Origin of the sequence: Paenibacillus larvae subsp. larvae (assembly GCF_002003265.1) — a bacterium.
GTDB lineage: Bacteria > Bacillota > Bacilli > Paenibacillales > NBRC-103111 > Paenibacillus_H > Paenibacillus_H larvae.
Genome location: NZ_CP019687.1, coordinates 1,725,276 through 1,746,780, shown reverse-complemented (window position 1 = coordinate 1,746,780; position 21,505 = coordinate 1,725,276). Strand labels below are relative to the sequence as shown.

The window sequence follows — 21,505 nt, the reverse complement described above, 5'->3', positions numbered from 1 at the left end:
GATTTTTCTAAACATAGATTCGCTTAAAAAAATTGGTTGTACGAAATTTGCGGTTTCCTGTCGGTTTCCTGTAAGATACAAGTAAGTGTTATTTGCTTATATTGTTTGAATAGGTGAGGAGGATTTTGGCTGATGTCTGTAACTTCAGACTCCTTTGTTGATTTTATAATGAAGATAAAATCAAACCTGGAAACATGTATCATGGGTAAAGATAAAGAAATCACCCTCTTGCTTATAGCCCTGTTTGGAGGAGGGCATGTGCTTCTTGAGGATGTACCCGGCACAGGTAAAACAATGCTTGTCAAATCTTTGGCCAAATCCATTCACGGGGAGTTCCGGCGTATCCAGTGTAATCCCGACCTGCTCCCGACTGATATTACCGGCGTTTCCATTTATCATCCTAAACAGGAAACATTTCTGTTCCGTCCGGGACCCATCATGACGCATATTTTACTGGTTGATGAAATTAACCGCGCAACAACCAAAACTCAATCGGCGTTGTTGGAGGCCATGGAAGAGCACCATGTTACTGTTGACGGACAGATACACGAACTTCCGAATCCATTTCTTCTTCTTGCTACTCAGAACCCGATAGATTTTGAAGGAACTTATCAGCTGCCCGAGGCCCAGTTGGACCGGTTTATGATGAAATTCTCTCTCGGGTACCCTGACAAGGATACAGAAATGAAAATGCTGGCTTCCCAGGTTTCCCATAATCCGCTTGATGATATTTCTGCGGTTGTGAATGTAGAAGATATTCTTGTAATCCGCAGGAAAGTTCGGGAGATATTCCTGAGCCGGCAGGTCAGCAATTATCTCGTTGATATTACAAGACTGACACGTGAACACAAAGGTTTATACCTGGGTGCCAGTCCAAGGGGCACTCTGGCGCTTATGCATGCGTCCAAAGCCTATGCGTTCTTACAGGGCAGGGACTACGTGCTTCCTGATGATGTGAAATGGCTTGTTCCTTATGTGCTGGGCCACCGGATTATTTTAAATACGGAAGCCCGAATGGAAGGCGCTACAGTTGATTCAGTGCTTGCTAAAATTATGGAGCAGATTCCTGTGCCGGTTCGTCTGGAGAACCCGCGATGAAAGCTGGGGCTAAGCTAAAACAAAGCTCCCGTGGACAGCGGAGATCCATTCTGACCCTTCTTTTGATTTTTGGATCGAGTCTTTTGTTTTTGTTGCTTCAGGGAGGGAAATTGGCTTCCATGCTCTTTGCGGTCGTTTCCATTATCATAGCGTATCTGCTTCTTGGATATTGGAGCGGAATCCGCCATGTAAAAGCTGAACGTTTTACTAGAGGCAGCCGGGAGAAAGTACTGCAAGCGGGACAGTCATTAACTGTCAGCTTAAAGGTTCATGTCCCGGGAATCTGGCCTATTCCGTATGTTCTGATTCAAGAAACGCTTATCCGCAATAACGGCAATAACGGTAACAATTGGGTTATGGATGCGTCTTTGGTCCTGAACTGGAGCCGCAATGGGGAAGTAACCTTCACAACAGCTCCCTTAAAAAGGGGGGTCTATCAGTTTACTCCTACCGAATTTGTGACGGAAGATATCTTTGGTCTTTTTCAGCATAAGGGAACAGTACAGCTGCCCGGACAATTAATGGTAATGCCGGAGACCGTTTATTTGAAGGATTGGGTTTACCCTTCGCAGGTTCACAAGGGTAACCTTTATCATGCGAATCAGAATCGTCATTTAAAAGAAACGACCCAGATTAACGGAGTACGCGAATATATCCACGGGGACCGTTTGTCCCGCATTCATTGGAATGCGACGGCCAAGACAGGAACCTGGAAATCCAAGGAATACGAAAGGGAGTCTCTTCCCAAATTTATCATTGTGCTCGACCGCAGACAGCAGTCTTACAAAGACGAAGCGGACTTTGAACTGGCGGTGTCCACAGCCGCCTCCTTGATTCAATTTGCAGAAAGAAACAGGCAGGCAGTCGGGCTTTTGTCTGAGGGTACAGCTTCGTATTATGCCGAACCTTCAACAGGGAAGGGGCATTATTCCGAATTGAACCGCCATCTTGCAGCTGCCGAGGCAGACGGTTCTTTTCCTTTACTTGAAGCTATGCAAAGGAAAAGTAACATTTGGTCACCAGGTATGCTGGTGATAATCATATCTGCCCAGGCTGACGCTTCCACCTTGCAGGTGGCGAATTGGTCAAAACAGGAAAAAATGGTTCCCTCCTACATGTGCAACCGTACCCGTCCAACCGTTTCGGTAAATCAATGGATAAGAGAAATGCGCATGCAAGGTATATCGGCCTACGGATTAACCAGCCTGCAAGAGCTGCCAAACACGCTTAGGGGGGTGAAACAATATGCCTGACCCTCGTAGAACCCCTTCGGGTTGGTTGCCACAAAGTCTTATGGCCATTTTAACTTTTTTGTACCTGCTTCAATTTGTACTCTGGATCCGTAAGGAAGACAATTGGTGGCTTCCTGAAACTGCCCTTGCCGTTACTTTAACGCTTATCATTATGTTAACCATTTACATGGTACCAAAACTTGGTCTAACATTCCGTAATGCCATACAGCTTATATTGACGGGCATAATGCTGATCTGGTTAACCATGGGGTTATTTGAGAAATACGATTTACCGGCTTATTGGACGCTATCAGTCAAGTTGGCCTATATCCAGTTTTATTTTTTGCTTTGGTTTGTTCTGGCAACGTGGTGGGTTTTCAATATTGTCATGTGGATGACTAAAAGCAAATTTACAATTGGCCTGCTTGCTTTTATTGGCATTCTTATTTTTGGTATCAGGGACTCATTCAGTAATTTATATTTATGGAAACATGTTGGAGTTTTGCTTTTTTGCGTACTTTCCATGTTGGTGATCCGGCATTTACACGAGTTTAAAAAGCGGGCTCCGGAAAGCTGGAAACAGTTAAAACGCTCCCCGGGTCCGGTTATCGTTCCGTTTTTGATTCTTCTTATACTATCGCTAACAATTGGTACATTAGCTCCTTCCATTAATCCCGTACTTACAGATCCATATACGGTCTGGAAAAGATATAAAGGAGAAGCGGTTTCCGCATTTGGTAACCCTGAAGACCAAAGCAATCTATCCCCGGAAACGCCATTAAGTAACGTGCTAAGTTCCGTATCTGGCTATAGCAGGGATGACAGTAAACTTGGCGGAAGCTTCCGTTTTGATTACACACCTATTATGACTGTTCAAACGAATTACAGGGGATACTGGAGAGGGGAAACGAGATCCCTGTATAATGGGGAAGGCTGGGAAAAAGATCCTATCGAACAAAAAGCTTTACTTACAGATGTTTCTAAAAACACTACTTTGGCAAAAGATCCGAAATGGGACATGTCCAAGCTCAAGACCAGAGAAGTAACGCAGACCGTAACAATGCTGAACAATACCACATATCCCGTTTTGTTCGCGGCTTACAGGCCGGTTAAAGTGGTAAGTATGGAAAGTCCGTTCAGTTTTATCAAATGGTCCGCAAATCAAAGTGAACTGAGAATGAAACAGGATGAGATCTATCCGTCCACTTACGAAATCGTTTCTGAAGTGCCCCTGCTGGATGTTGACGGACTAAGGCAAGTAGATTTTGAGCAGTTGAACCCAAACACTGTAAGCAATTATTTGCAGTTGCCTTCCGGGTTACCGGGGAGGGTTAAACAGCTTGCACTGGACATTACTAAAAATGAACCTAACATTTATGATAAGGTGAAGCGGATCGAACAATATTTATCCACCACTTATCCGTACACGAATACACCTAATGAAAATAAACGGCAAAGTAATGATTTTGTAGATGGGTTCCTGTTTGAAGTCAAGGAAGGCTATTGTGATTATTTTTCATCATCCATGGTAGTGCTTACCCGTTCTCTTGGAATTCCGGCACGATGGGTTAAGGGGTATGCTTCCGGTACAAATCCTAGCCAGATGAATACGGATGATGGGGTTAGATTCCGCATGGACTCAAATGCGGCTGGAGAATATACCGTAAGAAATTCAGATGCCCATTCCTGGGTGGAGGTTTATTTTCCCGGCTATGGATGGATTCCATTTGAACCGACTTCCGGATTTACTTTACCTTACAGTGCAGCACCTGAGGAATCTCCCAAGGAGGCTCAGGCAACATCTGCTCCGTTGCCTACACCGCAGCCCGTACAAAATTCGTCCAAGAATTACTCGGCTGTATATGTAACGCTTGGTATTTTGGCTGGCGCAGTTGCGGCATCGTATCTCTTTATCTTGCTGGGAGGCCCAAATTGGGTCAAGAGAAAACTGAACCCGATGTATGGAGCCTCTGCGGATCAAAAGCTAATTCACGATATCCATAAACTAATGAAGTTATATAAGAAAAAAGGCTACAGACACGAGCCTTATGAAACAATTCGTGAAACCGTGAAACGATGGGGAGAGGAAGAACCGGAAATGAAGCCTTATTGGGATAGTCTGCTGACCCTGTTTGAAAAGGCAACCTATAGTCCGCACCAATTAAACCGTGTTGATGAAGAAAAAGCACATGCCAATATTCAGAAGTTGTATGCGTACATCAAGAGCAGGAAAAGAGGGTAGACCGGGGAAACGACTCCCCCAAGAACACTGTTTCGGTTTGCTTTGCAACAAATTGAACAACTGTGGTATAGTTTCGTATAGATTAGCATCATGCTTGGGGTGAAAGGTTGAATGAAAAAGCTAGTACCGCGGCTTTCCGTACAAAGCATTTACCAGATTGATCTGGAGAAGCTTTGGAGGCAAGGAATCCGCGGGATTATCACGGATTTGGATAATACCTTGGTCGGAGCCAAAGATCCTCATGCCACACCGGAATTGGCAGATTGGCTGGGACATGTCAAACAATTAGGGTTTCAAGTCGTCATTGTTTCCAATAACCGTGAAATGAGAGTATCCACATTTGCCGCTCCGCTCTCTATTCCGTTTATTTTTGCCGCACGAAAACCGCGTAATGTGGCCTTTCACAGGGCCCTGAAGATGATGAATCTTCGACCGGAGCAGACTTCGGTTATTGGGGATCAGCTTTTGACGGACGTACTTGGCGGGAACCGTTTGGGCCTGTACACGATTTTAGTTCAGCCTATTTCACTTGCGGATGAAGGCTTCTTTACGAGGATTAACAGAAGAATTGAAAAAATAGCCCGCATTTTTATGAAAGATCATCAGTAATGGCGGAACCTGACTATCTAGTCGGGCTCCGCTTTCTTGGCATGGCCTTGAGATAGAAAGTAGATGCAATCAAGTTTTTTTGCTGGCGCAAAAACTTAAGGAGGATTTATGAACAAAGAAGTATTAAAATGTTCTGGGTGCGGAATCAGACTACAAATTGAAGACCCCGGTAAACTGGGTTATACCCCTGTGGAGGCGTTTCAGAAGGAACCTGTTATCTGCCAGCGCTGCTACCGGATCAAACATTATAATGAAGCCTCTGCGATTACCCTGGAGCAGGATGATTTTTTGAAACTTCTTGGCAATATCGGATACACCCGTTCTCTTGTCGTACATATTATCGACATCTTTGATTTTGAGGGCAGTCTGATCAGTGCCCTTCCACGATTTGTCGGAAGAAATCCTATTTTACTCGTTGTAAATAAAATCGATCTGCTTCCCAAAGTGACGAATTTAAATAAAATTGTAAACTGGGTGCAAAAGCAGGCGAAGGAATTAGGACTTAAAGTAGTGGATGTGGTGCTGTGCAGCGCTAAGAAAAATACCGGATTTGATCGGGTGCTTTCCGCTCTGCAGAAATATAAAAATGACGGAGATATCTATGTGGTAGGAGCTGCAAATGTAGGAAAGTCCAGCCTGATCAACCGTTTAATCCGGGATTACAGCGATTTAGAGTCGGAACTTACCACTTCACAATACCCGGGAACGACATTGGATGTTGTTAAAATTCCTCTGGAAGACGGGACATTCATTATTGATACACCCGGAATTGTTTATTCGCACCGGATGACGGAAATTGTATCTAAAAGAACATTAAAAGCCCTTATGCCAGACAAACCGGTCAAGCCGGCTGTTTATCAACTTAATGATGGACAGACTTTATTCTTCGGAGCTTTTGCCCGGATGGATTTTACGGCAGGCGAACGCCAATCCTTTACATGTTTTATATCCAATTCGATCAAGATCCACCGGACAAAAATAGAAAAAGCAGACGAACTATTTGCTGGGCACAAGGGCGAAATGCTCGCTCCTCCAACCAATGAAGAGCTGGTTCATATGCCTCCTCTGGTTAACCATTCTATAAGGATTCCAAAGGGCAAAAAAAATGATGTCGTTATTTCCGGGCTAGGATGGATAAAAGTAAACGGAACCTTTGGGGCAGATCTGATAGTGCATGCTCCCAAAGGCATTAAGGTTATCGTAAGAGAGTCTCTAATATAACTGAGACAACCGAAATTTTACAGCCGGAGGGGGAAACCGTTATGACAAGCTGGCAAATTGACAGCCAGACCAGACTGTTTGGTGTTATGGGAAATCCTGTCTTCCATTCTAAATCACCGGTGATGATGAACCGGGCTTTTCGGGAAACGGGTTTTAACGGAATATATACCGCCTTTCATGTTCAACCGGATGACCTGGGGAAAGCCATTGCCGGTCTCAGGGCAGTACAGGTTGGGGGTCTAAATGTGACAATCCCCCACAAAGTAGAAGTAATACGCTATCTGGATGATGTGGATGAAAGTGCCACAATGATTGGTGCTGTAAATACGATTATCAATGAAAATGGGAAACTGACCGGGTACAATACCGACGGGATTGGCTATGTGAGAGCCTTAAAGGAAGAAACCGGTTTTGATCCTTCAGGAAAAACGATCCTGCTGCTTGGAGCCGGGGGCGCTGCGCGTGGCGTTGCCTACGCTCTGGCTAAATCTGGGGCTGCCTGTATTTGCATAGCCAACCGGACAGTGGAAAAAGCGGAGCAGCTGGCCTCTTTTCTTTCCCCGTATACCAAAACGAAAGGCATGGGGCTCAGCGAAATTGGAAATCTTATGGATAATGTACATTTGATTGTGAATACCACTTCGGCAGGCATGGCCCCGAATGAAGATGAAGTTCCATATACACTTACTGCAGTACCACCAGGATTTGTAGCCAGTGACCTTATTTATAATCCTATGAAAACCGCCTTTCTCAAACAGGCATCCAAACTTGGAGCCATTGTCCACAGCGGACTTGGCATGTTCATTTACCAGGGGGCTTACGCCTTTGAGTATTGGACCTGCCAAAAAGCTCCGGTTCAAGCAATGAGAGAAGCGGTACTTCAATCATTAAAACTGAATTGAGGAATCTAGACTAATGCTGACAGGAAAACAAAAAAGATATTTACGTTCAATGGCCCATCACCTGAATCCTATTTTTCAAATTGGTAAAGGAGGGGTTAATGATCAACTGATTACCCATATTAAAGAAGCCCTGGAAACAAGAGAACTGATCAAGGTTTCTATTTTGAATAACAATGATGAGGACAGGAATGAACTTGCGCAGGAAATTTCCGGGCGCTCCGGAGCGGAATTGGTTCAGGTCATCGGAAAAACGATTGTCCTGTATAAAGAATCGGTGAACCATAAGGAAATTGAACTTCCTTAAAACGTAAAGAGAAATTTCGCCGGGAAAGATCCTTTAAAGGGGGGATAAGATGGGCGGATATTATAAGCGAATCGGCATCATGGGCGGTACCTTTGATCCGATCCATACCGGCCATCTGGTAGCCGCGGAAAGCGCCAAACATGGAGCAGTTCTGGATGAAGTATGGTTTATGCCTGTCTATGTACCTCCTCATAAGTCCCATGCCCCGGAAGCTTCTCCAGAGGAAAGAATGGAAATGGTGAGGTTGGCTGTGGAGCCTGTAAACTACTTTCGTTCCTGTGATTATGAAATGCAAAAGGGCGGGGTTTCGTACAGCTATGATACCGTTTGTGAACTGAAGAGAATGTACCCGGACAGCAAGTTTTCATATATTATTGGAGCCGATATGGTTGAATATTTGCCCAAATGGCACAAAATTAATGAACTGGCACGGATGATTACCTTTATCGGACTCAGGAGGCCGGGCTTTTCGGATGATCTTTCCATACTTCCTGCAGACCTGAGGCAGGCGGTAACGATAGTTCCTATGCCTCTGCTGGATATTTCATCCACTCAGATAAGACAACGGATTAAACGGAAAGATTCCGTTCGTTTCCTGGTACCGGACTCTGTCTATCAACATATGAAAGGGATGGGGCTTTATGAACCGGACTGAAATTATAGAGGCTGTTAAGGAGCAGATGCCTGAGCGAAGGTGGAAGCATACCCTTGGTGTTCGGGATACGGCTGTCATACTTGCTGGACGTTTTGGGGAAGACAAGGACAAAGCTGATCTTGCGGCCATTCTTCACGATGTCTGCAAATATTGGACGATTCAGGATCAGGAAGCCATTATCAGGGAGAATAATCTCCCACAGGATTTGCTTCATTATGACAAACAGCTTCTGCATTCTCATGCGGGGGCTTATGTGGCGGAAATCCGTTTTGGCATAAAAGATGAAGACATTCTGAATGCCATCCGGTTTCATACTTCAGGAAGAGAGCAAATGAGCAAGCTTGAAAAAATAATTTGTCTGGCCGATTATATGGAACCGGGGAGAGATTTTCCCGGGGTGGACAAAATCCGAAAGCTGGCGGAAACCAGCTTGGAAGAGGCGCTGATCGCCGGTTTTGATTCCACGATATCCTTTCTCATTCAGCAGGGTAAAAAGATCTATCCGCTGACCGTGCTTACCCGCAACAGTTTGCTGGATGAAATAAGAGGAAAGAGCAGTTCATGAATGCTTATATGTGATAAAGTGATAAATACAACAGTGAATTATTAGGAGGATGATGGAATGAGTGTAACTCCGGAAAAGGTTATGACCAGGTTGGTTCAAGCCGTAGAAGATAAAAAAGCGATGGATGTGGTGACTCTGGATCTGAGAGGAATCTCCCTGATTGCGGATTATTTCGTAATTTGCCACGGGAATTCCGATACACAAGTACAGGCTATCGCCACTGAAGCCAAAAAATTGGCCGATGAGCTGGGGATACCTGTAAAAGGATTGGAAGGGTTTGATAATGCCCGCTGGGTATTGATCGATCTGGGTGATGTAATTCTCCACGTATTCCATAGGGACGAGAGGGAGTATTACAACATTGAACGCCTTTGGTCCGATGCGAAAGTAGTGGAGCGGGTATGAATTTGCATGCAGGAATGATCATTTCTTTGGAAATAGCAAGGGAAGTATCTCCTTATGGATATTTCCTGACCAATGGCAATCAGGATGTTCTGCTGCATTACAGTGAAATTACCGGAGAAATCAAGGTTGGGGATCAGGTGGAAGTGTTTTTATACCACGATACGGAAAACCGCCTGTCTGCTACAATGAAGCGTCCGGATATCCTCCTTGGAGAAGTAGGCCTTCTGGAAGTGGTGGATCGTCACCCGAGATTCGGGGCTTTTTTGGAGATGGGACTGGGACGCAATCTGCTGCTCCCGGTACGGGAAATGCCGGATGCCCCGGAGTTGAGACCCCATGTAGGGGATAAGGTTTTTGTTAAAATGGATCTGGACAAACAGGGACGTTTGATTGCCAAAGCGGCAACGGAAAAAGATCTTGCTCCCCTCTGTTTCAGGGCTCCGGCTTCATGGAAGAATACCCGCGTTCAGGCCCGCGTGTATAAGCCGCTGAAAATGGGTACTTTTGTAGTTTGTGATGGCGGGGTAGTCGGATTTGGGGTCATTGGATTCCTTCCTTCCCAGGAACGGATTCATCAGCTAAGAATGGGGGAAGAAGTTGAACTCCGGGTTACCTTTGTCCGGGAGGAGGACGGCCGTGTAAACCTTTCCATGAGAGAACCCAAGGAAAAAGGACGCGAAACCGATGCCGAAATTTTGCTATCCTACCTGAAAGAACGCCCTAATGGAGCCATGCCCTATTCGGACCAGACTCCTGCAGATATCATAAGCAGCCGTTTTCAAATGAGCAAGTCCGCTTTTAAAAGGGCACTCGGTAAGCTGATGAACGTAGGTCACGTTTATCAAAAGGAAAATTGGACTTATCTGAAGGGTTCCCCGGATGAGAAATAGCATGGCTTACGGAAAAATGGCCGCTGTCTACGACCGGCTGATGGATGATATGCCCTATGCTGAATGGGTGAGCCTTGCCCAAGAGGCCTGGAACCATTACTGTATTCATCCCTGCCATATCGTCGATTTAGGGTGTGGGACGGGAAATATAACGATTCCCCTTGCTTCATCCGGTTACCGGATAACGGGTATAGATATTTCGGAGGAAATGCTCGCTATTGCGGCATGCAAAGGGGAAATTGCTTTTGGCAAAAGTCCCCGTTCCTTGCTTACATGGAGCCGGCAGGACATGAGAAAATGGACACTGCCCGATCAAGTGGATTCCGTTATTTCTTTTTGTGACTGTTTCAGCTATTTGCTGAAGGAAGAGGAACTTCTTGAGACATTCCGGCGGTGTTTTGAAGGACTGCAAAGCGGAGGGGCTCTTCTTTTTGATGTTCATACGATCCGGCAATTTGAGGATTATATGGAAGAACAGCCGTTCATGCTTGACGATGAAGACGTATCCTATATTTGGAGCTCTGAATATGATGGCGCCAAAGGCCTGATTACTCATAATTTGAGTCTTTTTGTACGGAAGGAAGGAGCAAGGGGAGAGCAGCAGAAAGAACATGGAGCTTTGCCTTTGTATGTGAAAATTACTGAGACCCACCGGCAGAGGGCTTACAGAACGGATTGGATACTGCAAGCTCTGAGGCAGACAGGATTTGTGAACCTTCTTCTGGGAGGCGATTTTGAGTGGGGATCCTATTCAGAGGAGACCCGGAGGCTGTTTGTGGCGGCCCAAAAACCGTGAAAGAAGTCCCCGGCTTGACAAAGAGGCTTGATTTTTCTATAATTTCCCTAAGTATATAGGACTGGCGAAGAGAAGGAATAGTAGCTGGCAAGCATCTTTTTCCAGAGAGTCTGCGGTCAGTGTAAGCAGACAGGTGCTCCAGACGAACTCACCTTTGAGCTTGATGGTGAAGACACTGCCTTTGTTGAGGCAGGTACTTAGCCGGAACGCTACCCTGCGTTACAGGGCAGAGTGGACATGGGCAAAGCATGCTCCGTGTCAACTAGGGTGGTACCACGGGAAACACAGGCCTCTCGTCCCTAGCTAATCCAGCTAGGGCGGGAGGTTTTTTGCTTCATAGAAATAAAGGGGAGATGCATGAAGACCCGACCTTTCACAATTGGAAACGCCTCCTGTCTTTTAAGACGGTTGAGCCGTTTCCTCAACCTTGTTATTGCTTGGATTTCATAAAGGAGGAAGACAACGATGGCGCACAGCAAAGAACAAAATGGCTACAATCCGAATGTCATAGAGCCGAAATGGCAGGCATATTGGGAGGAAAACAAAACATTCAGGACAGAGGAACAGTCCGGTAAACCGAAATTTTATGCCCTGGATATGTTCCCTTATCCTTCCGGAGCAGGTCTGCACGTGGGTCACCCTGAAGGGTACACGGCTACGGATATTTTATCCCGCTACAAACGAATGAGAGGCTACAATGTCCTTCATCCGATGGGATGGGATGCTTTCGGCCTTCCCGCCGAGCAGCATGCGCTGGATACCGGAGAACACCCGCGTGATATTACGGTTAAAAACATCAATACGTTTCGCAGACAAATTAAATCACTCGGATTTTCCTATGATTGGGATCGCGAAATAAGCACAACCGATCCGAATTACTATAAATGGACCCAATGGATTTTTATTCAACTTTACAAAAAGGGTCTGGCTTATGTGGACGAGATACCTGTCAACTGGTGTGAAGCTCTTGGTACGGTATTGGCTAATGAAGAGGTCATTGACGGAAAAAGCGAGCGTGGAGGCCATCCGGTTATCCGTAAACCGATGCGACAGTGGGTACTTAAAATCACGGAATATGCGGAGCGTTTGCTGGATGATCTGGAGGAACTGGACTGGCCTGAGAGCCTTAAAGATATGCAGCGGAATTGGATCGGGAAATCCAAGGGGGCGGAAGTTACCTTTGACATTGAGGGCCATGACCGGAAGATAACCGTCTTTACAACGCGTCCTGACACTCTGTTTGGGGCTACCTATTGTGTACTTGCTCCAGAACATGAACTTATCAAGGTTATTACAACCAGAGACCAGCAGAAAGCAGTGCGTGACTATCAGGAGAAAGCAGCCCGAAAGAGTGACTTGGAGCGTACTGATTTGGCTAAAGATAAAACCGGAGTATTTACCGGAGCCTATGCGATTAATCCGGTCAATGGTGCCAAGCTGCCGATTTGGATTGCTGATTACGTATTATCCAGCTACGGCACCGGAGCCATTATGGCTGTACCGGCCCATGACCAGCGGGACTGGGAATTTGCGAAACAATATGATCTGCCGATCATTGAAGTGCTGGAAGGCGGAGATGTGGAAAAAGAAGCCTTTGATGGTGACGGATTGCACATTAATTCCGGATTCCTAGATAGTTTGAATAAAGAAGAGGGCATTGCCCGCATGATTGAATGGCTCGAGAAAGAGGGCAAAGGACGGGAGAAAGTAACCTACCGGCTTAGAGACTGGCTGTTCAGCCGCCAGCGTTACTGGGGAGAGCCGATTCCTATTCTTCATCTGGAAGACGGCACCATAAAAACTGTTCCGGAGGATCAGCTTCCTCTGCTTCTTCCTGATGTGGATCACATCAAACCGTCCGGTACGGGTGAATCTCCACTGGCCAATGTGACGGATTGGGTAAATATGGTGGACCCGGAGACCGGTATGAAAGCACGGCGCGAGACCAATACAATGCCGCAATGGGCAGGAAGCTGCTGGTATTATTTGCGGTATATTGATCCTCATAACGACAAGGAGCTTTGTTCTTTTGAGAAGCAGATGGAATGGCTTCCTGTAGACCTCTACATTGGAGGAGTCGAGCACGCTGTTCTTCATCTGCTTTATGCCCGTTTCTGGCACAAGGTTCTGTATGATCTTGGTATAGTCACAACGAAGGAGCCGTTCCATAAACTCGTTAACCAAGGCATGATCCTGGGTGAAAACATGGAGAAAATGAGCAAATCACGCGGTAATGTGGTAAACCCTGATGTCATCGTGGATGAATACGGTGCGGATACTCTTCGCCTGTACGAAATGTTCATGGGACCTCTTGAAGTGACAAAGCCATGGAATACCAACGGGGTAGAAGGGGCTCACCGTTTCTTAAACCGTATCTGGAGACTTTTCATAAATGACAGCGGGGAACTAAGCGGGAAGATCAGTAAAACGGAGAAGAACGGAAGTGATTCCTTCAAGCGGGTTTGGCATAAAACCGTCAAGAAAGTAACCGAAGATATGGAAGCTTTGCGTTTTAATACGGCGATCAGCCAATTGATGATTTTTGTCAATGAAGCGTACAAAACCGATGTGCTGCCGTACGAAGCCATGAAGGATTTTGTCCAAATGCTGTCTCCGATTGCCCCTCACATAGCTGAAGAGTTATGGGAAAAACTGGGCGGGGAAAGTACAGTTTCTTACGAGCCTTGGCCTTCTTATGAAGAAGCCTGGACGGTAGAGAATGAAGTAGAGATCGTAGTACAGGTCAATGGCAAGATCGTCGAACGCATCAAGATTGCCCAGAATACGGACAAAGCCGAAATGGAGTCTATCGCCAAGGGACTGGACAAAGTGAAGCAAGCCTGCGAAGGCAAAACGATCCGCAAAGTGATCGCCGTGCCCGGCAAGCTGGTAAACATTGTAGCCAATTAAGTTTTACTGTTTTTCTTTGAAGAGATACTCTACCTTTGCGAGATCCTCTTCATATTTATCATGAGTGATGCGAACGAGCTGGTGGAATATATTCCCTAGCTCGCTTTCCATCATGTGGAGGGCCTTGGCGGTTATACCGCCCGGAACGGACACGCGCTTCTGCAGTTCAAAAGGAGTAAATCCTCCACTGGTCAGAAGCATGCCTGTTCCAAGGGTCATCTCATTCGCCAAAATTGTGGCATGTTCAGGCGGAATGCCTGTCATTTCAACCGCAGCATCAATCCATTTCTGCAGGAAAAAAGCGAGAAAAGCCGGTCCGCAGCTCGCAAGGTCTGAACTTACTCTCGTATATTCCTCCTCTACACAAACCGGTGAGCCGATCTGGCTGATCAGGTTTTCAAATTGCTCTTTATCCTCGGGAAGCACTCGTTGACCATACATGCACAAGACGCTACCACTTAATGTGTAATTCGTAATGCTTGGAATCATTTTGATAATCTTGCAGGTCAGCAGATTTTCCAAATGCTTCAGCAGTACGGCGCTTGTGATGGAAACAACGGTTTGAGACGGGTGAAGTCCCTGTTGAATCTCATCCACCACCTGTTTATATTCAAGGGGCTTTACACAAATAAAAATAACATCGCTTTGTTTCACCAGCTCTTTATTAGAAGGGGATACCTTCAATCCTGGATAAGAATTAGCGAGACTGCTGGCTTTACTTATAGTCCGGTTCGCCAATATAATCTGGTCCGGGTTTAACGCTTTTGAGCGAACAAACGCCTCTACCAGGATGCTCCCCATACTACCTGTACCTATAAATCCCGTTCTCATGACGGCTTCCCTCCTCATCCTAGTCCGACGCATCATCAAGAAAATGGGGTCAACGTTGTTCTCATGTATATGTACGGTCAGAATGGATTATGTCAACGAACGGTCTCCTATTAAGCAGTACTTCGGGTTATGTTTTTTTGCCAATTACATACAATTCGAGAGGGAAGGATGGTTTATGAATTGAAGGTAAAGCTGGATAAAAAGTGGCTGGCGGCCGGTATAGGTTTTATGATCATGATTAGTTTGGCCTGGTTATTTTGGAAAACGTCAAGCGGTACGGCAGGACATCAGTTGATGTCCTTAAATAAAGAGATGGAAGGGAGGCTTCAAAGGCAAAAACAGCCTGAGACACAGGGAAATACAGCTTCAGCTTCGCCCGTCCAGCAAGAAAGCAAAACACCATCACCTGATTTAGCTTCGCCTGCGGGACAGATTGCAGAAACATCACCAGTTTCAACTATAGATCCCGTACCGGCAAAGGAAGAAAGCAACAAAGCAGGAAAAAAGACAGTCAATATAAACACAGCCACGGAACAGCAACTGATAGAACTTCCCGGAATAGGGAAAAGCAAAGCCAAGGCGATACTGGCATACAGGCAGCAGAAAGGCACTTTTCGTTCTATCCGTGAATTGCTTGAGGTAAAGGGAATCGGCGAGAAAATGCTGGCCAAGCTCATCCCTTATATGCGTCTTAATAACTGATCATTCTCTCTTTTCAATTCTGGATAAATGTGAGAGAATGGAAGCAACTGTTTGAATCTTCAAATAAATTTTAGTGGGAAGAAAGAGGAGGAATGGTCATGACGGAAGAACGTAAATTTGCGCTCGAAACCCTTGCGGTTCATGCAGGGCAGGATTTGGATTCAAGTACGCTTTCAAGGGCAGTTCCCTTGTATCAAACGACTTCATACGGATTCCGGGATACCGACCATGCCGCGGATTTATTTGGACTTAAGGAATTTGGAAATATTTACACCAGGATCATGAATCCGACGACAGATGTATTTGAAAAACGTGTAGCCGCTTTGGAAGGAGCCCCTGCTGCACTCGCCACGGCTTCAGGTCAGGCTGCCATCACTTATGCCATATTAAATATTGCCGGCTCAGGGGATGAGATTGTTTCGTCCAGCAGTCTTTATGGCGGTACATATAATTTGTTCTCTAATACTCTGGCTAAACTCGGGATTCGTGTCCGGTTTGTAGATGTTTCAAAACCGGATAATTTCAGAGAAGCGATCACGAATAAAACAAAAGCTATTTTTGCAGAAGTCATAGGCAATCCTCAAGGGAAAGTTCTGGATATTGAAAAAGTGGCAGCCATTGCCCATGAGCACGGGATTCCCCTGATTGTAGACAATACGTTCCCGAGCCCTTATCTTCTACGGCCAATTGAACACGGTGCCGACATTGTCGTTCATTCCGCAACCAAATTCATTGGAGGACATGGTACTTCCATCGGGGGCATTATAGTAGACGGAGGGAAATTCGACTGGAAAGCCAGCGGCAAATTTCCCGGACTGACTGAACCTGATCCAAGCTATGACGGACTTGTCTACACAGAGGCGGTGGGCCCGATTGCTTATATCACGAAAGCAAGGGTGCAACTGTTGCGGGACATGGGGGCAACGATCTCTCCGTTCAACTCATTCCTTCTGCTTCAGGGACTGGAGACTCTTCATTTACGCATGGAAAGACACAGCCGGAATGCTCTTCAGGTCGCACAGTTTTTGGAAGGGCATGAAGCGGTAGAATGGGTAAGCTACGCCGGACTGGAAAGTCATGAATCTTACAATCTCGCCCAAAAATATTTACCGAAGGGCCAGGGGGCCATCCTGACGTTTGAGATTAAAGGAGGCGTTGAAGCAGGGAAAAAGCTGATTCACTCTGTAAAACTGTTCTCCCATTTAGCCAATGTGGGAGATTCCAAGTCTCTAATTATTCACCCGGCAAGCACTACTCACCTGCAGCTTAACGCTGAAGAACAGTTGTCTGCAGGTGTTACTCCGGGAATGATCCGTTTGTCTATCGGCACGGAATTTATCGACGATATTCTATTTGATTTAAAACAGGCCATTGAAGCAAGTCAAGCCTAATATCTACAGCCGGGAGTTTACTGCAATGACAGAACGAAAAGATTGGGACACTTATTTCATGGACATCGCCTATATGGCATCGACCCGTTCCCAGTGCAGCAGGAGACATGTAGGTGCTGTTCTGGTTAAAGGAAAGAAACTGCTGGGCACCGCTTATAACGGAGCACCTATGGGAGTTCCGGACTGCTCGGAGGCCGGTTGTATGCTGGTGGAGGAATATGAGCTGAAAGTGGTGGACGGCAAGGAAGAAATGATCCGCAAGCAGCGCTGTATCCGTACGATCCATGCGGAACAAAATTTACTGCTTTTCACTGACCGGGAAGACCGGGAAGGTGCCACTGTTTATGTAACGGACCAGCCTTGCTGGACGTGTGCAAATATGCTGGCCAACAGTGGAGCAACTGAGATCGTGTATCATCGCCCCTATCCGAAGGATATGAAGAAAGTAACAGAGCTAATGCAGAGCCGGGGTATGGTTTTCAGGCAGTTGGATGGCTACACACCCCGGCTGGTACCGTAAGTGAAGTAGTCAATTAAACCAATTTTGAGGAAGAACCTCTTTTTGTATTACACAAAAAGGGGTTCTTTTTTTGTTTGCAGGAAAGGGGTTTTTATGAAACAGCGCCCGATTGTTGCGCTTGCGGTGTTATGGGCAGCGGGCTATGCCGTCGCCCGCTGCCTGCCGGACGGCTCGCTCGGCACCGCCTCGAGCCTGATCATGGCCGCCTTGGCTGCAGCGGCGGCAACCTGCATGAACGTGTGCAGGTTTCTGTTAGGCTGCTCCGTGAGGAGGAGCAGCAAACGGCCGCCGCATGGAAGCGCGGGGACAGGCTCGCGCTGCACGGGACGCTGCGGGAGCCGGGGGCTGCCCGCAACTTCGGCGGCTTCGACTATCGCAGCCACCTGAGGCAGCAGCACATTCACTGGCTCCTCACTCTCAAAGGAACAGAAGGTGTCCAGGTCTCTTCTGTTCCTTTCCAGTGGAGCCCTGTTCAACTGCTGAGATGGAATGACGCATTGCGTGATTTTCTTAAAAACCGGATAAACGAGTTATTCCGGCCAGAATATACGGGTTTGATGAAAGCTATGCTGATCGGATGGAAAGAAGAGATAGATCTTGAACAGTACGGACAATTTTCGGATCTTGGGCTGACTCATATCATGGCTATTTCCGGATTGCATGTCGGCGTATTTATTGGAAGTTTGCTTTGGGTATTGAAACGGCTTGGATGGTCGAGGGAACTTTATCTTCTGACCGGCATTTTGTTTCTGCCTTTATATATGCTGCTTACGGGAGCTGCCCCCTCAACGGTCCGGGCGGGAATTATGGGCATGGTAGGCCTTCATGCAGTGAGGAAAGGAATCCGAAGTGATGCCCTTCATGCCGTTGCGCTTGTCGCATGGATCATGCTTGTATGGGAGCCTGAGTATTTGCTGGATATAGGGTTCCAGCTATCCTTTCTGGTCACGATTGGTCTGATCGTCCTGGTTCCCCGGGTAAGTACACTGCTGCCAATACCGGCTGTATCCTTACGCAATACCATTGCCATGACTTTTGTGGCCCAGGCCGTTTCTTTTCCTGTCACCATCTACTATTTTAATCAGTTTTCCCTGCTTTCCTGGCTGGCGAATGCCTTGCTTGTTCCCGTATTCAGCATGATCAGTTTTCCGGCGGGTTTAGCCGCTTTGGCGGCAGGCATTATCTGGATTCCCCTTGGAAAGATTGCAGCCGTGGTTGCCGAGATAGGTAATTGGCTGGCCTTTAAAACGATTGCCTTTCTTACCATGACAGGGGGGTGGGTGACCATCTGGCCGTCACCTTCCCTCTGGTGGATAATGGCTTATTCAGCTCTTGCCATTCTTTTGTATGGGGCAATAAACCAGTGGATAAGCGTTAAAAAAGCGGCCTCAGCCCGGGATGCTTTCCTCCGGTTTGAAGCTGGCCGCTTTGTCTGGTTTCGTACATCTGCCGAAGCTTTGAGAGTTGTGATCTTTTGCCTGCTTTCCTTTGCCCTTCTGCTGATCACCGGCTACGGCCCCGCTTTTTTTCCCAGAACAGCTACAGTGAACATGATTGATGTGGGTCAAGGTGACAGCTTGTTGATCCGTACTTCAGGAGGCGCAACGCTGCTCGTGGACGGGGGAGGGGCTATGACATTCCAAAAACCGGGCGAAGCGTGGAAAACACGAAAAAATCCTTACGAAGTTGGCAAAAAACTGCTGGTTCCTCTGCTCAAGAAAAAAGGCATTCATCAGCTTGATTATGTGATTTTAACTCATCAGGACACGGATCACAGCAAAGGGCTGCAGGCCGTAGTGGAGGAGATTCCTGTCAAGAGGTTCATTTTTAACGGAACATTCAAGGCAAATGCGGATAATGAAAAATTGTTTTCCACAATCTTGGAAAAACGAATCCCCCTAATCGAGGGGATGATAAATGTTATGCATAAGATAAGGGGAAGTATAAAACCCTATTATAACAAGGTTTTTTTAATTCCCTTTCTGTAAAAAATTGGTTACTAATTATAGGTTGGGGACGAATTGGGGACGTGGTTTTTAGGAGCGAATTTATCGAACTTCTCTGCTGTCTCTCGACTGACTTTCTTTGTGATGTGGGCGTATATATCGGCAGTTGTCTGGTGCTTAGAATGACCTAAACGTTCTTGTATGGCTTTCATCGAAGCTCCAGCCTCAATAAGTAAGGTGGCACTGGAATGCCGTAGGTCATGGAATCGCACACGCTTCAAATTATGTCGCTTGATAAATTCACCCCACCATTGAGTAGGATAGGTATGGTAAAGAGGTTTTCCGAATCCAGCGTGAAATACATACTGTTTGTCACCTCCACGCCATTTGTCGCCCACGAACAATTTTTCTTTTTTCCATTCATGCTTGTGTATTTTTAGTTCATCCATATACCATTCAGGCATATCAACTATGCGTATAGAACTTTTAGACTTAGGTTCCTTTTCGACCGCATGTCCATCTACCGTCAAGGATATACTCTTGTTTATTGATAATGTCATATTATCGAAATCGACATCTGTCCACTCCAATGCCAATAATTCTCCTCGGCGGAAACCACCAATCATTGACCCTAAAATGAAAAGTCTCCATGTTCTTGGTTCTTTGTCCAACGCGGAGATTACTTCCTGTGCCTCAACCTCATCATAAAAGTGAATTTCCGGTCGCCCTACTTTAGGTTTCTTCACCCCTATAATTGGATTCACTTTAATCAGTCCCCATTCCTTCGCCCGTTCCAGAATGTTTTTCAGAACACGATAAATATACTGAATAGTCCCGTTAGATAACCTTCCTTCTTTCCCGTCTTTACGCGCCCCGGGTTTACCGAGATCATCAATAAAGGTTACAACGTGCAGTGTTTTTATATCTCCAAGATGTTTATGACCCAAAGATGGGCTAATGTGAGTATCAAAATGTGATACATAATTTCTAAACGTCAAAGGAGATAAGTTTTCTGTTTTTGATGCATATTTTGGAATCCATTCATCCTGAACGAATTGATCTAAGGTCATTTTTTGTGGAACAATGTACTCCCCAGCTTCAACTTCAATTTTAAACTTGTGCAACTCCGTTTCTAGAAACTCCCGTAACTTTTTGGTTGTTTTTATTAAAGCTTGGTCTTCTACTCTTACGGTTTTAGTTCTTTTTACACGTTTACCTTTTGAATCGTAACCTACCTCTACAACAAGCCGCCATGAATTAGTGCCGCGTTTTTCAATGGATGCCACGTTATTTCCTCCTTATCAAACTATGTTCTGTTAAAGTGTATATTAAACAGCCTCAGGGGCAGGATGGCTATCTATCGTTTTTAGCGAGGATTATTTTCATTGCAATTTTTATTTGTTCTATTTGTTCTTTTGTTAAGGTGCCAGTATATCCAATTGTACGTGCAGCTAATTTTAGTACGTCCTCTTCTTCTAAGCTCTCCAAAACCATGTCAAAAACGGTAGTTCCTATGGATTTAAGAGCTTCGTCAGCTTGTCCAATGACCCCAGCTTCTTTTTTTAGTTTTTCTGTATCACACGTTTCGTCAAAATTGGCTCCAATATTAACCTCAAAATCGATATTCTTAGAATCCTTTTCTATCGTAGTACTTGGTTCGTCATAATTAGGGAAAGGAGGTTCTTGCCTGGCAAGTGCTGCTCTTAACACTCCTGGATTAAGACCGATGACATCCGCGATTTTGCCAACGACTTCATAGTCGCCTTCATCTGGTTTAATATCATCTATCCCCTCCAAATACCGTATTGTAGTTCCTGTTCTCTTCGCTAATTCGTTATAAGTCATGTTCATGGTCCCCAACCGCTCAGCTATCAATGCACTAACTGAATCACCTGTTAACCTATCCACGGAAATACCCATAGCTTCTGCAATCTTTTCAATAACAGAAAGAGAAGGGTTATAGCGATTTTTTTCCACATCCGATAAATACATCCTTGAAATACCAGCGTTCTCAGCTACCTCCTTTTGTGTATACCTCAATGCCTTTCTGATGTTTTTTATCCTATCTCCGATTTTCATAATACTACCTCCCACATAAATGACGGTCAACCCATCTTATTTATCAAGTATAAACTAATAAAAGATAGGTATTCAAGCGATAAAAGAAAGATATTCTTAGAAAAAGTGGTAAAAAGCACATAAAACAAGGAGTTTTCTAATTATTTCGGCGGAAAACGGTCAAATAACTCTAAAATAGGGGGTATATTATACTTTACATTAAATAAA

The 21,505-nt window shown here is 45.6% G+C and carries 20 protein-coding genes and 1 other annotated feature; of the genes, 17 read left to right on the top strand and 3 right to left on the bottom strand.

Features of this window, described 5'->3' with window-relative positions; genetic code table 11:
• The first annotated feature begins 132 nt into the window (after positions 1–132).
• The 13 genes from BXP28_RS09065 to leuS all read left to right on the top strand — a co-directional run bounded on the left by BXP28_RS09065 (position 133) and on the right by leuS (position 13,829).
• The gene (locus tag BXP28_RS09065) at positions 133–1,098 is read left to right on the top strand and encodes an AAA family ATPase (RefSeq protein WP_023483862.1); all 966 of its coding nucleotides are present in this window, start codon (positions 133–135) and stop codon (positions 1,096–1,098) included.
• Positions 1,095–2,351: a DUF58 domain-containing protein gene (locus BXP28_RS09060; RefSeq protein WP_023483863.1), complete on the top strand. Its 1,257-nt coding sequence runs from the start codon at positions 1,095–1,097 to the stop codon at positions 2,349–2,351. Before BXP28_RS09065 ends, BXP28_RS09060 begins: the two co-directional genes overlap by 4 nt.
• Positions 2,344–4,572: a transglutaminase TgpA family protein gene (locus BXP28_RS09055; RefSeq protein WP_046655037.1), complete on the top strand. Its 2,229-nt coding sequence runs from the start codon at positions 2,344–2,346 to the stop codon at positions 4,570–4,572. Before BXP28_RS09060 ends, BXP28_RS09055 begins: the two co-directional genes overlap by 8 nt.
• A gap of 111 nt (positions 4,573–4,683) precedes the next feature.
• Entirely contained in the window at positions 4,684–5,181 is a 498-nt protein-coding gene (locus BXP28_RS09050; protein ID WP_023483865.1) for a YqeG family HAD IIIA-type phosphatase, read from the top strand.
• Positions 5,182–5,289: 108 nt separating this feature from the next.
• Positions 5,290–6,402, top strand: a complete 1,113-nt coding sequence (gene yqeH / locus BXP28_RS09045) for a ribosome biogenesis GTPase YqeH (protein ID WP_023483866.1) — start codon at positions 5,290–5,292, stop codon at positions 6,400–6,402.
• Between the two features lie 41 nt (positions 6,403–6,443).
• Complete coding sequence (aroE, locus tag BXP28_RS09040; RefSeq protein ID WP_023483867.1) at positions 6,444–7,304, top strand: shikimate dehydrogenase; 861 nt, start codon at positions 6,444–6,446, stop codon at positions 7,302–7,304.
• A 13-nt stretch (positions 7,305–7,317) separates the two neighbouring features.
• A complete protein-coding gene (yhbY, locus tag BXP28_RS09035) occupies positions 7,318–7,608 on the top strand; it encodes a ribosome assembly RNA-binding protein YhbY (RefSeq protein ID WP_023483868.1) in 291 nt (96 codons plus the stop codon).
• Between the two features lie 49 nt (positions 7,609–7,657).
• Positions 7,658–8,263 carry a nicotinate-nucleotide adenylyltransferase gene (locus tag BXP28_RS09030; protein WP_023483869.1) on the top strand — a complete coding sequence of 202 codons (606 nt, stop codon included), beginning with the start codon at positions 7,658–7,660 and terminating at the stop codon, positions 8,261–8,263.
• A complete protein-coding gene (gene yqeK, locus BXP28_RS09025) occupies positions 8,250–8,828 on the top strand; it encodes a bis(5'-nucleosyl)-tetraphosphatase (symmetrical) YqeK (protein WP_023483870.1) in 579 nt (192 codons plus the stop codon). The genes BXP28_RS09030 and yqeK overlap by 14 nt, the downstream gene beginning before the upstream one ends.
• A 57-nt stretch (positions 8,829–8,885) precedes the next feature.
• Positions 8,886–9,233: a ribosome silencing factor gene (gene rsfS / locus BXP28_RS09020; RefSeq protein ID WP_023483871.1), complete on the top strand. Its 348-nt coding sequence runs from the start codon at positions 8,886–8,888 to the stop codon at positions 9,231–9,233.
• Positions 9,230–10,123, top strand: a complete 894-nt coding sequence (locus BXP28_RS09015; RefSeq protein WP_023483872.1) for a CvfB family protein — start codon at positions 9,230–9,232, stop codon at positions 10,121–10,123. Before rsfS ends, BXP28_RS09015 begins: the two co-directional genes overlap by 4 nt.
• 1 nt (position 10,124) lies before the next feature.
• On the top strand, positions 10,125–10,919 hold the full coding sequence (locus tag BXP28_RS09010) for a class I SAM-dependent DNA methyltransferase (protein ID WP_023483873.1): 795 nt from the start codon (positions 10,125–10,127) through the stop codon (positions 10,917–10,919).
• A 58-nt stretch (positions 10,920–10,977) separates the two neighbouring features.
• Positions 10,978–11,223 (top strand) — a binding site (T-box leader).
• A gap of 161 nt (positions 11,224–11,384) precedes the next feature.
• A complete protein-coding gene (gene leuS / locus BXP28_RS09005) occupies positions 11,385–13,829 on the top strand; it encodes a leucine--tRNA ligase (RefSeq protein WP_023483874.1) in 2,445 nt (814 codons plus the stop codon).
• A gap of 3 nt (positions 13,830–13,832) precedes the next feature.
• Here the strand turns inward: leuS and comER are convergent, their stop codons facing one another.
• Positions 13,833–14,660, bottom strand: coding sequence for a late competence protein ComER (gene comER / locus BXP28_RS09000; protein WP_036656457.1), 828 nt, complete (start codon positions 14,658–14,660; stop codon positions 13,833–13,835).
• 168 nt (positions 14,661–14,828) lie between these two features.
• Here comER and BXP28_RS08995 point away from each other — a divergent pair, with 168 nt between their 5' ends.
• The 4 genes from BXP28_RS08995 (at position 14,829) to BXP28_RS08980 (ending at position 19,261) form a co-directional block, all read left to right on the top strand.
• Positions 14,829–15,362 (top strand): ComEA family DNA-binding protein, encoded by a 534-nt coding sequence (locus BXP28_RS08995; protein ID WP_023483876.1) that lies wholly within the window; start codon positions 14,829–14,831, stop codon positions 15,360–15,362.
• Positions 15,363–15,460: 98 nt separating this feature from the next.
• Entirely contained in the window at positions 15,461–16,753 is a 1,293-nt protein-coding gene (locus BXP28_RS08990) for a homocysteine synthase (protein ID WP_036656460.1), read from the top strand.
• A 25-nt stretch (positions 16,754–16,778) separates the two neighbouring features.
• Positions 16,779–17,273 (top strand): deoxycytidylate deaminase, encoded by a 495-nt coding sequence (locus BXP28_RS08985; protein WP_077585013.1) that lies wholly within the window; start codon positions 16,779–16,781, stop codon positions 17,271–17,273.
• Between the two features lie 74 nt (positions 17,274–17,347).
• Positions 17,348–19,261 carry a DNA internalization-related competence protein ComEC/Rec2 gene (locus BXP28_RS08980; RefSeq protein WP_051428029.1) on the top strand — a complete coding sequence of 638 codons (1,914 nt, stop codon included), beginning with the start codon at positions 17,348–17,350 and terminating at the stop codon, positions 19,259–19,261.
• An 11-nt stretch (positions 19,262–19,272) separates the two neighbouring features.
• Here BXP28_RS08980 and BXP28_RS08975 read toward each other — a convergent pair whose 3' ends face one another.
• On the bottom strand, positions 19,273–20,505 hold the full coding sequence (locus BXP28_RS08975; RefSeq protein ID WP_023483880.1) for a tyrosine-type recombinase/integrase: 1,233 nt from the start codon (positions 20,503–20,505) through the stop codon (positions 19,273–19,275).
• Positions 20,506–20,572: 67 nt separating this feature from the next.
• Positions 20,573–21,298: a helix-turn-helix domain-containing protein gene (locus tag BXP28_RS08970; RefSeq protein ID WP_023483881.1), complete on the bottom strand. Its 726-nt coding sequence runs from the start codon at positions 21,296–21,298 to the stop codon at positions 20,573–20,575.
• Positions 21,299–21,505: the final 207 nt, after the last annotated feature.

What these genes read in the sequence shown, in the direction of transcription:
- BXP28_RS08990 (WP_036656460.1), top strand. Translation starts at nt 15,461, where the DNA reads ATGACGGAAGAACGTAAATTTGCGCTCGAAACCCTTGCGGTTCATGCA.
- BXP28_RS09015 (WP_023483872.1), top strand. Translation starts at nt 9,230, where the DNA reads ATGAATTTGCATGCAGGAATGATCATTTCTTTGGAAATAGCAAGGGAA.
- BXP28_RS09065 (WP_023483862.1), top strand. Translation starts at nt 133, where the DNA reads ATGTCTGTAACTTCAGACTCCTTTGTTGATTTTATAATGAAGATAAAA.
- BXP28_RS09055 (WP_046655037.1), top strand. Translation starts at nt 2,344, where the DNA reads ATGCCTGACCCTCGTAGAACCCCTTCGGGTTGGTTGCCACAAAGTCTT.
- yqeK (WP_023483870.1), top strand. Translation starts at nt 8,250, where the DNA reads ATGAACCGGACTGAAATTATAGAGGCTGTTAAGGAGCAGATGCCTGAG.
- aroE (WP_023483867.1), top strand. Translation starts at nt 6,444, where the DNA reads ATGACAAGCTGGCAAATTGACAGCCAGACCAGACTGTTTGGTGTTATG.
- BXP28_RS09010 (WP_023483873.1), top strand. Translation starts at nt 10,125, where the DNA reads ATGGCTTACGGAAAAATGGCCGCTGTCTACGACCGGCTGATGGATGAT.
- BXP28_RS08970 (WP_023483881.1), bottom strand. Translation starts at nt 21,298, where the DNA reads ATGAAAATCGGAGATAGGATAAAAAACATCAGAAAGGCATTGAGGTAT.
- BXP28_RS08985 (WP_077585013.1), top strand. Translation starts at nt 16,779, where the DNA reads ATGACAGAACGAAAAGATTGGGACACTTATTTCATGGACATCGCCTAT.
- yqeH (WP_023483866.1), top strand. Translation starts at nt 5,290, where the DNA reads ATGAACAAAGAAGTATTAAAATGTTCTGGGTGCGGAATCAGACTACAA.
- BXP28_RS09060 (WP_023483863.1), top strand. Translation starts at nt 1,095, where the DNA reads ATGAAAGCTGGGGCTAAGCTAAAACAAAGCTCCCGTGGACAGCGGAGA.
- BXP28_RS08995 (WP_023483876.1), top strand. Translation starts at nt 14,829, where the DNA reads ATGGTTTATGAATTGAAGGTAAAGCTGGATAAAAAGTGGCTGGCGGCC.
- BXP28_RS09030 (WP_023483869.1), top strand. Translation starts at nt 7,658, where the DNA reads ATGGGCGGATATTATAAGCGAATCGGCATCATGGGCGGTACCTTTGAT.
- rsfS (WP_023483871.1), top strand. Translation starts at nt 8,886, where the DNA reads ATGAGTGTAACTCCGGAAAAGGTTATGACCAGGTTGGTTCAAGCCGTA.
- comER (WP_036656457.1), bottom strand. Translation starts at nt 14,660, where the DNA reads ATGAGAACGGGATTTATAGGTACAGGTAGTATGGGGAGCATCCTGGTA.
- yhbY (WP_023483868.1), top strand. Translation starts at nt 7,318, where the DNA reads ATGCTGACAGGAAAACAAAAAAGATATTTACGTTCAATGGCCCATCAC.
- BXP28_RS09050 (WP_023483865.1), top strand. Translation starts at nt 4,684, where the DNA reads ATGAAAAAGCTAGTACCGCGGCTTTCCGTACAAAGCATTTACCAGATT.
- leuS (WP_023483874.1), top strand. Translation starts at nt 11,385, where the DNA reads ATGGCGCACAGCAAAGAACAAAATGGCTACAATCCGAATGTCATAGAG.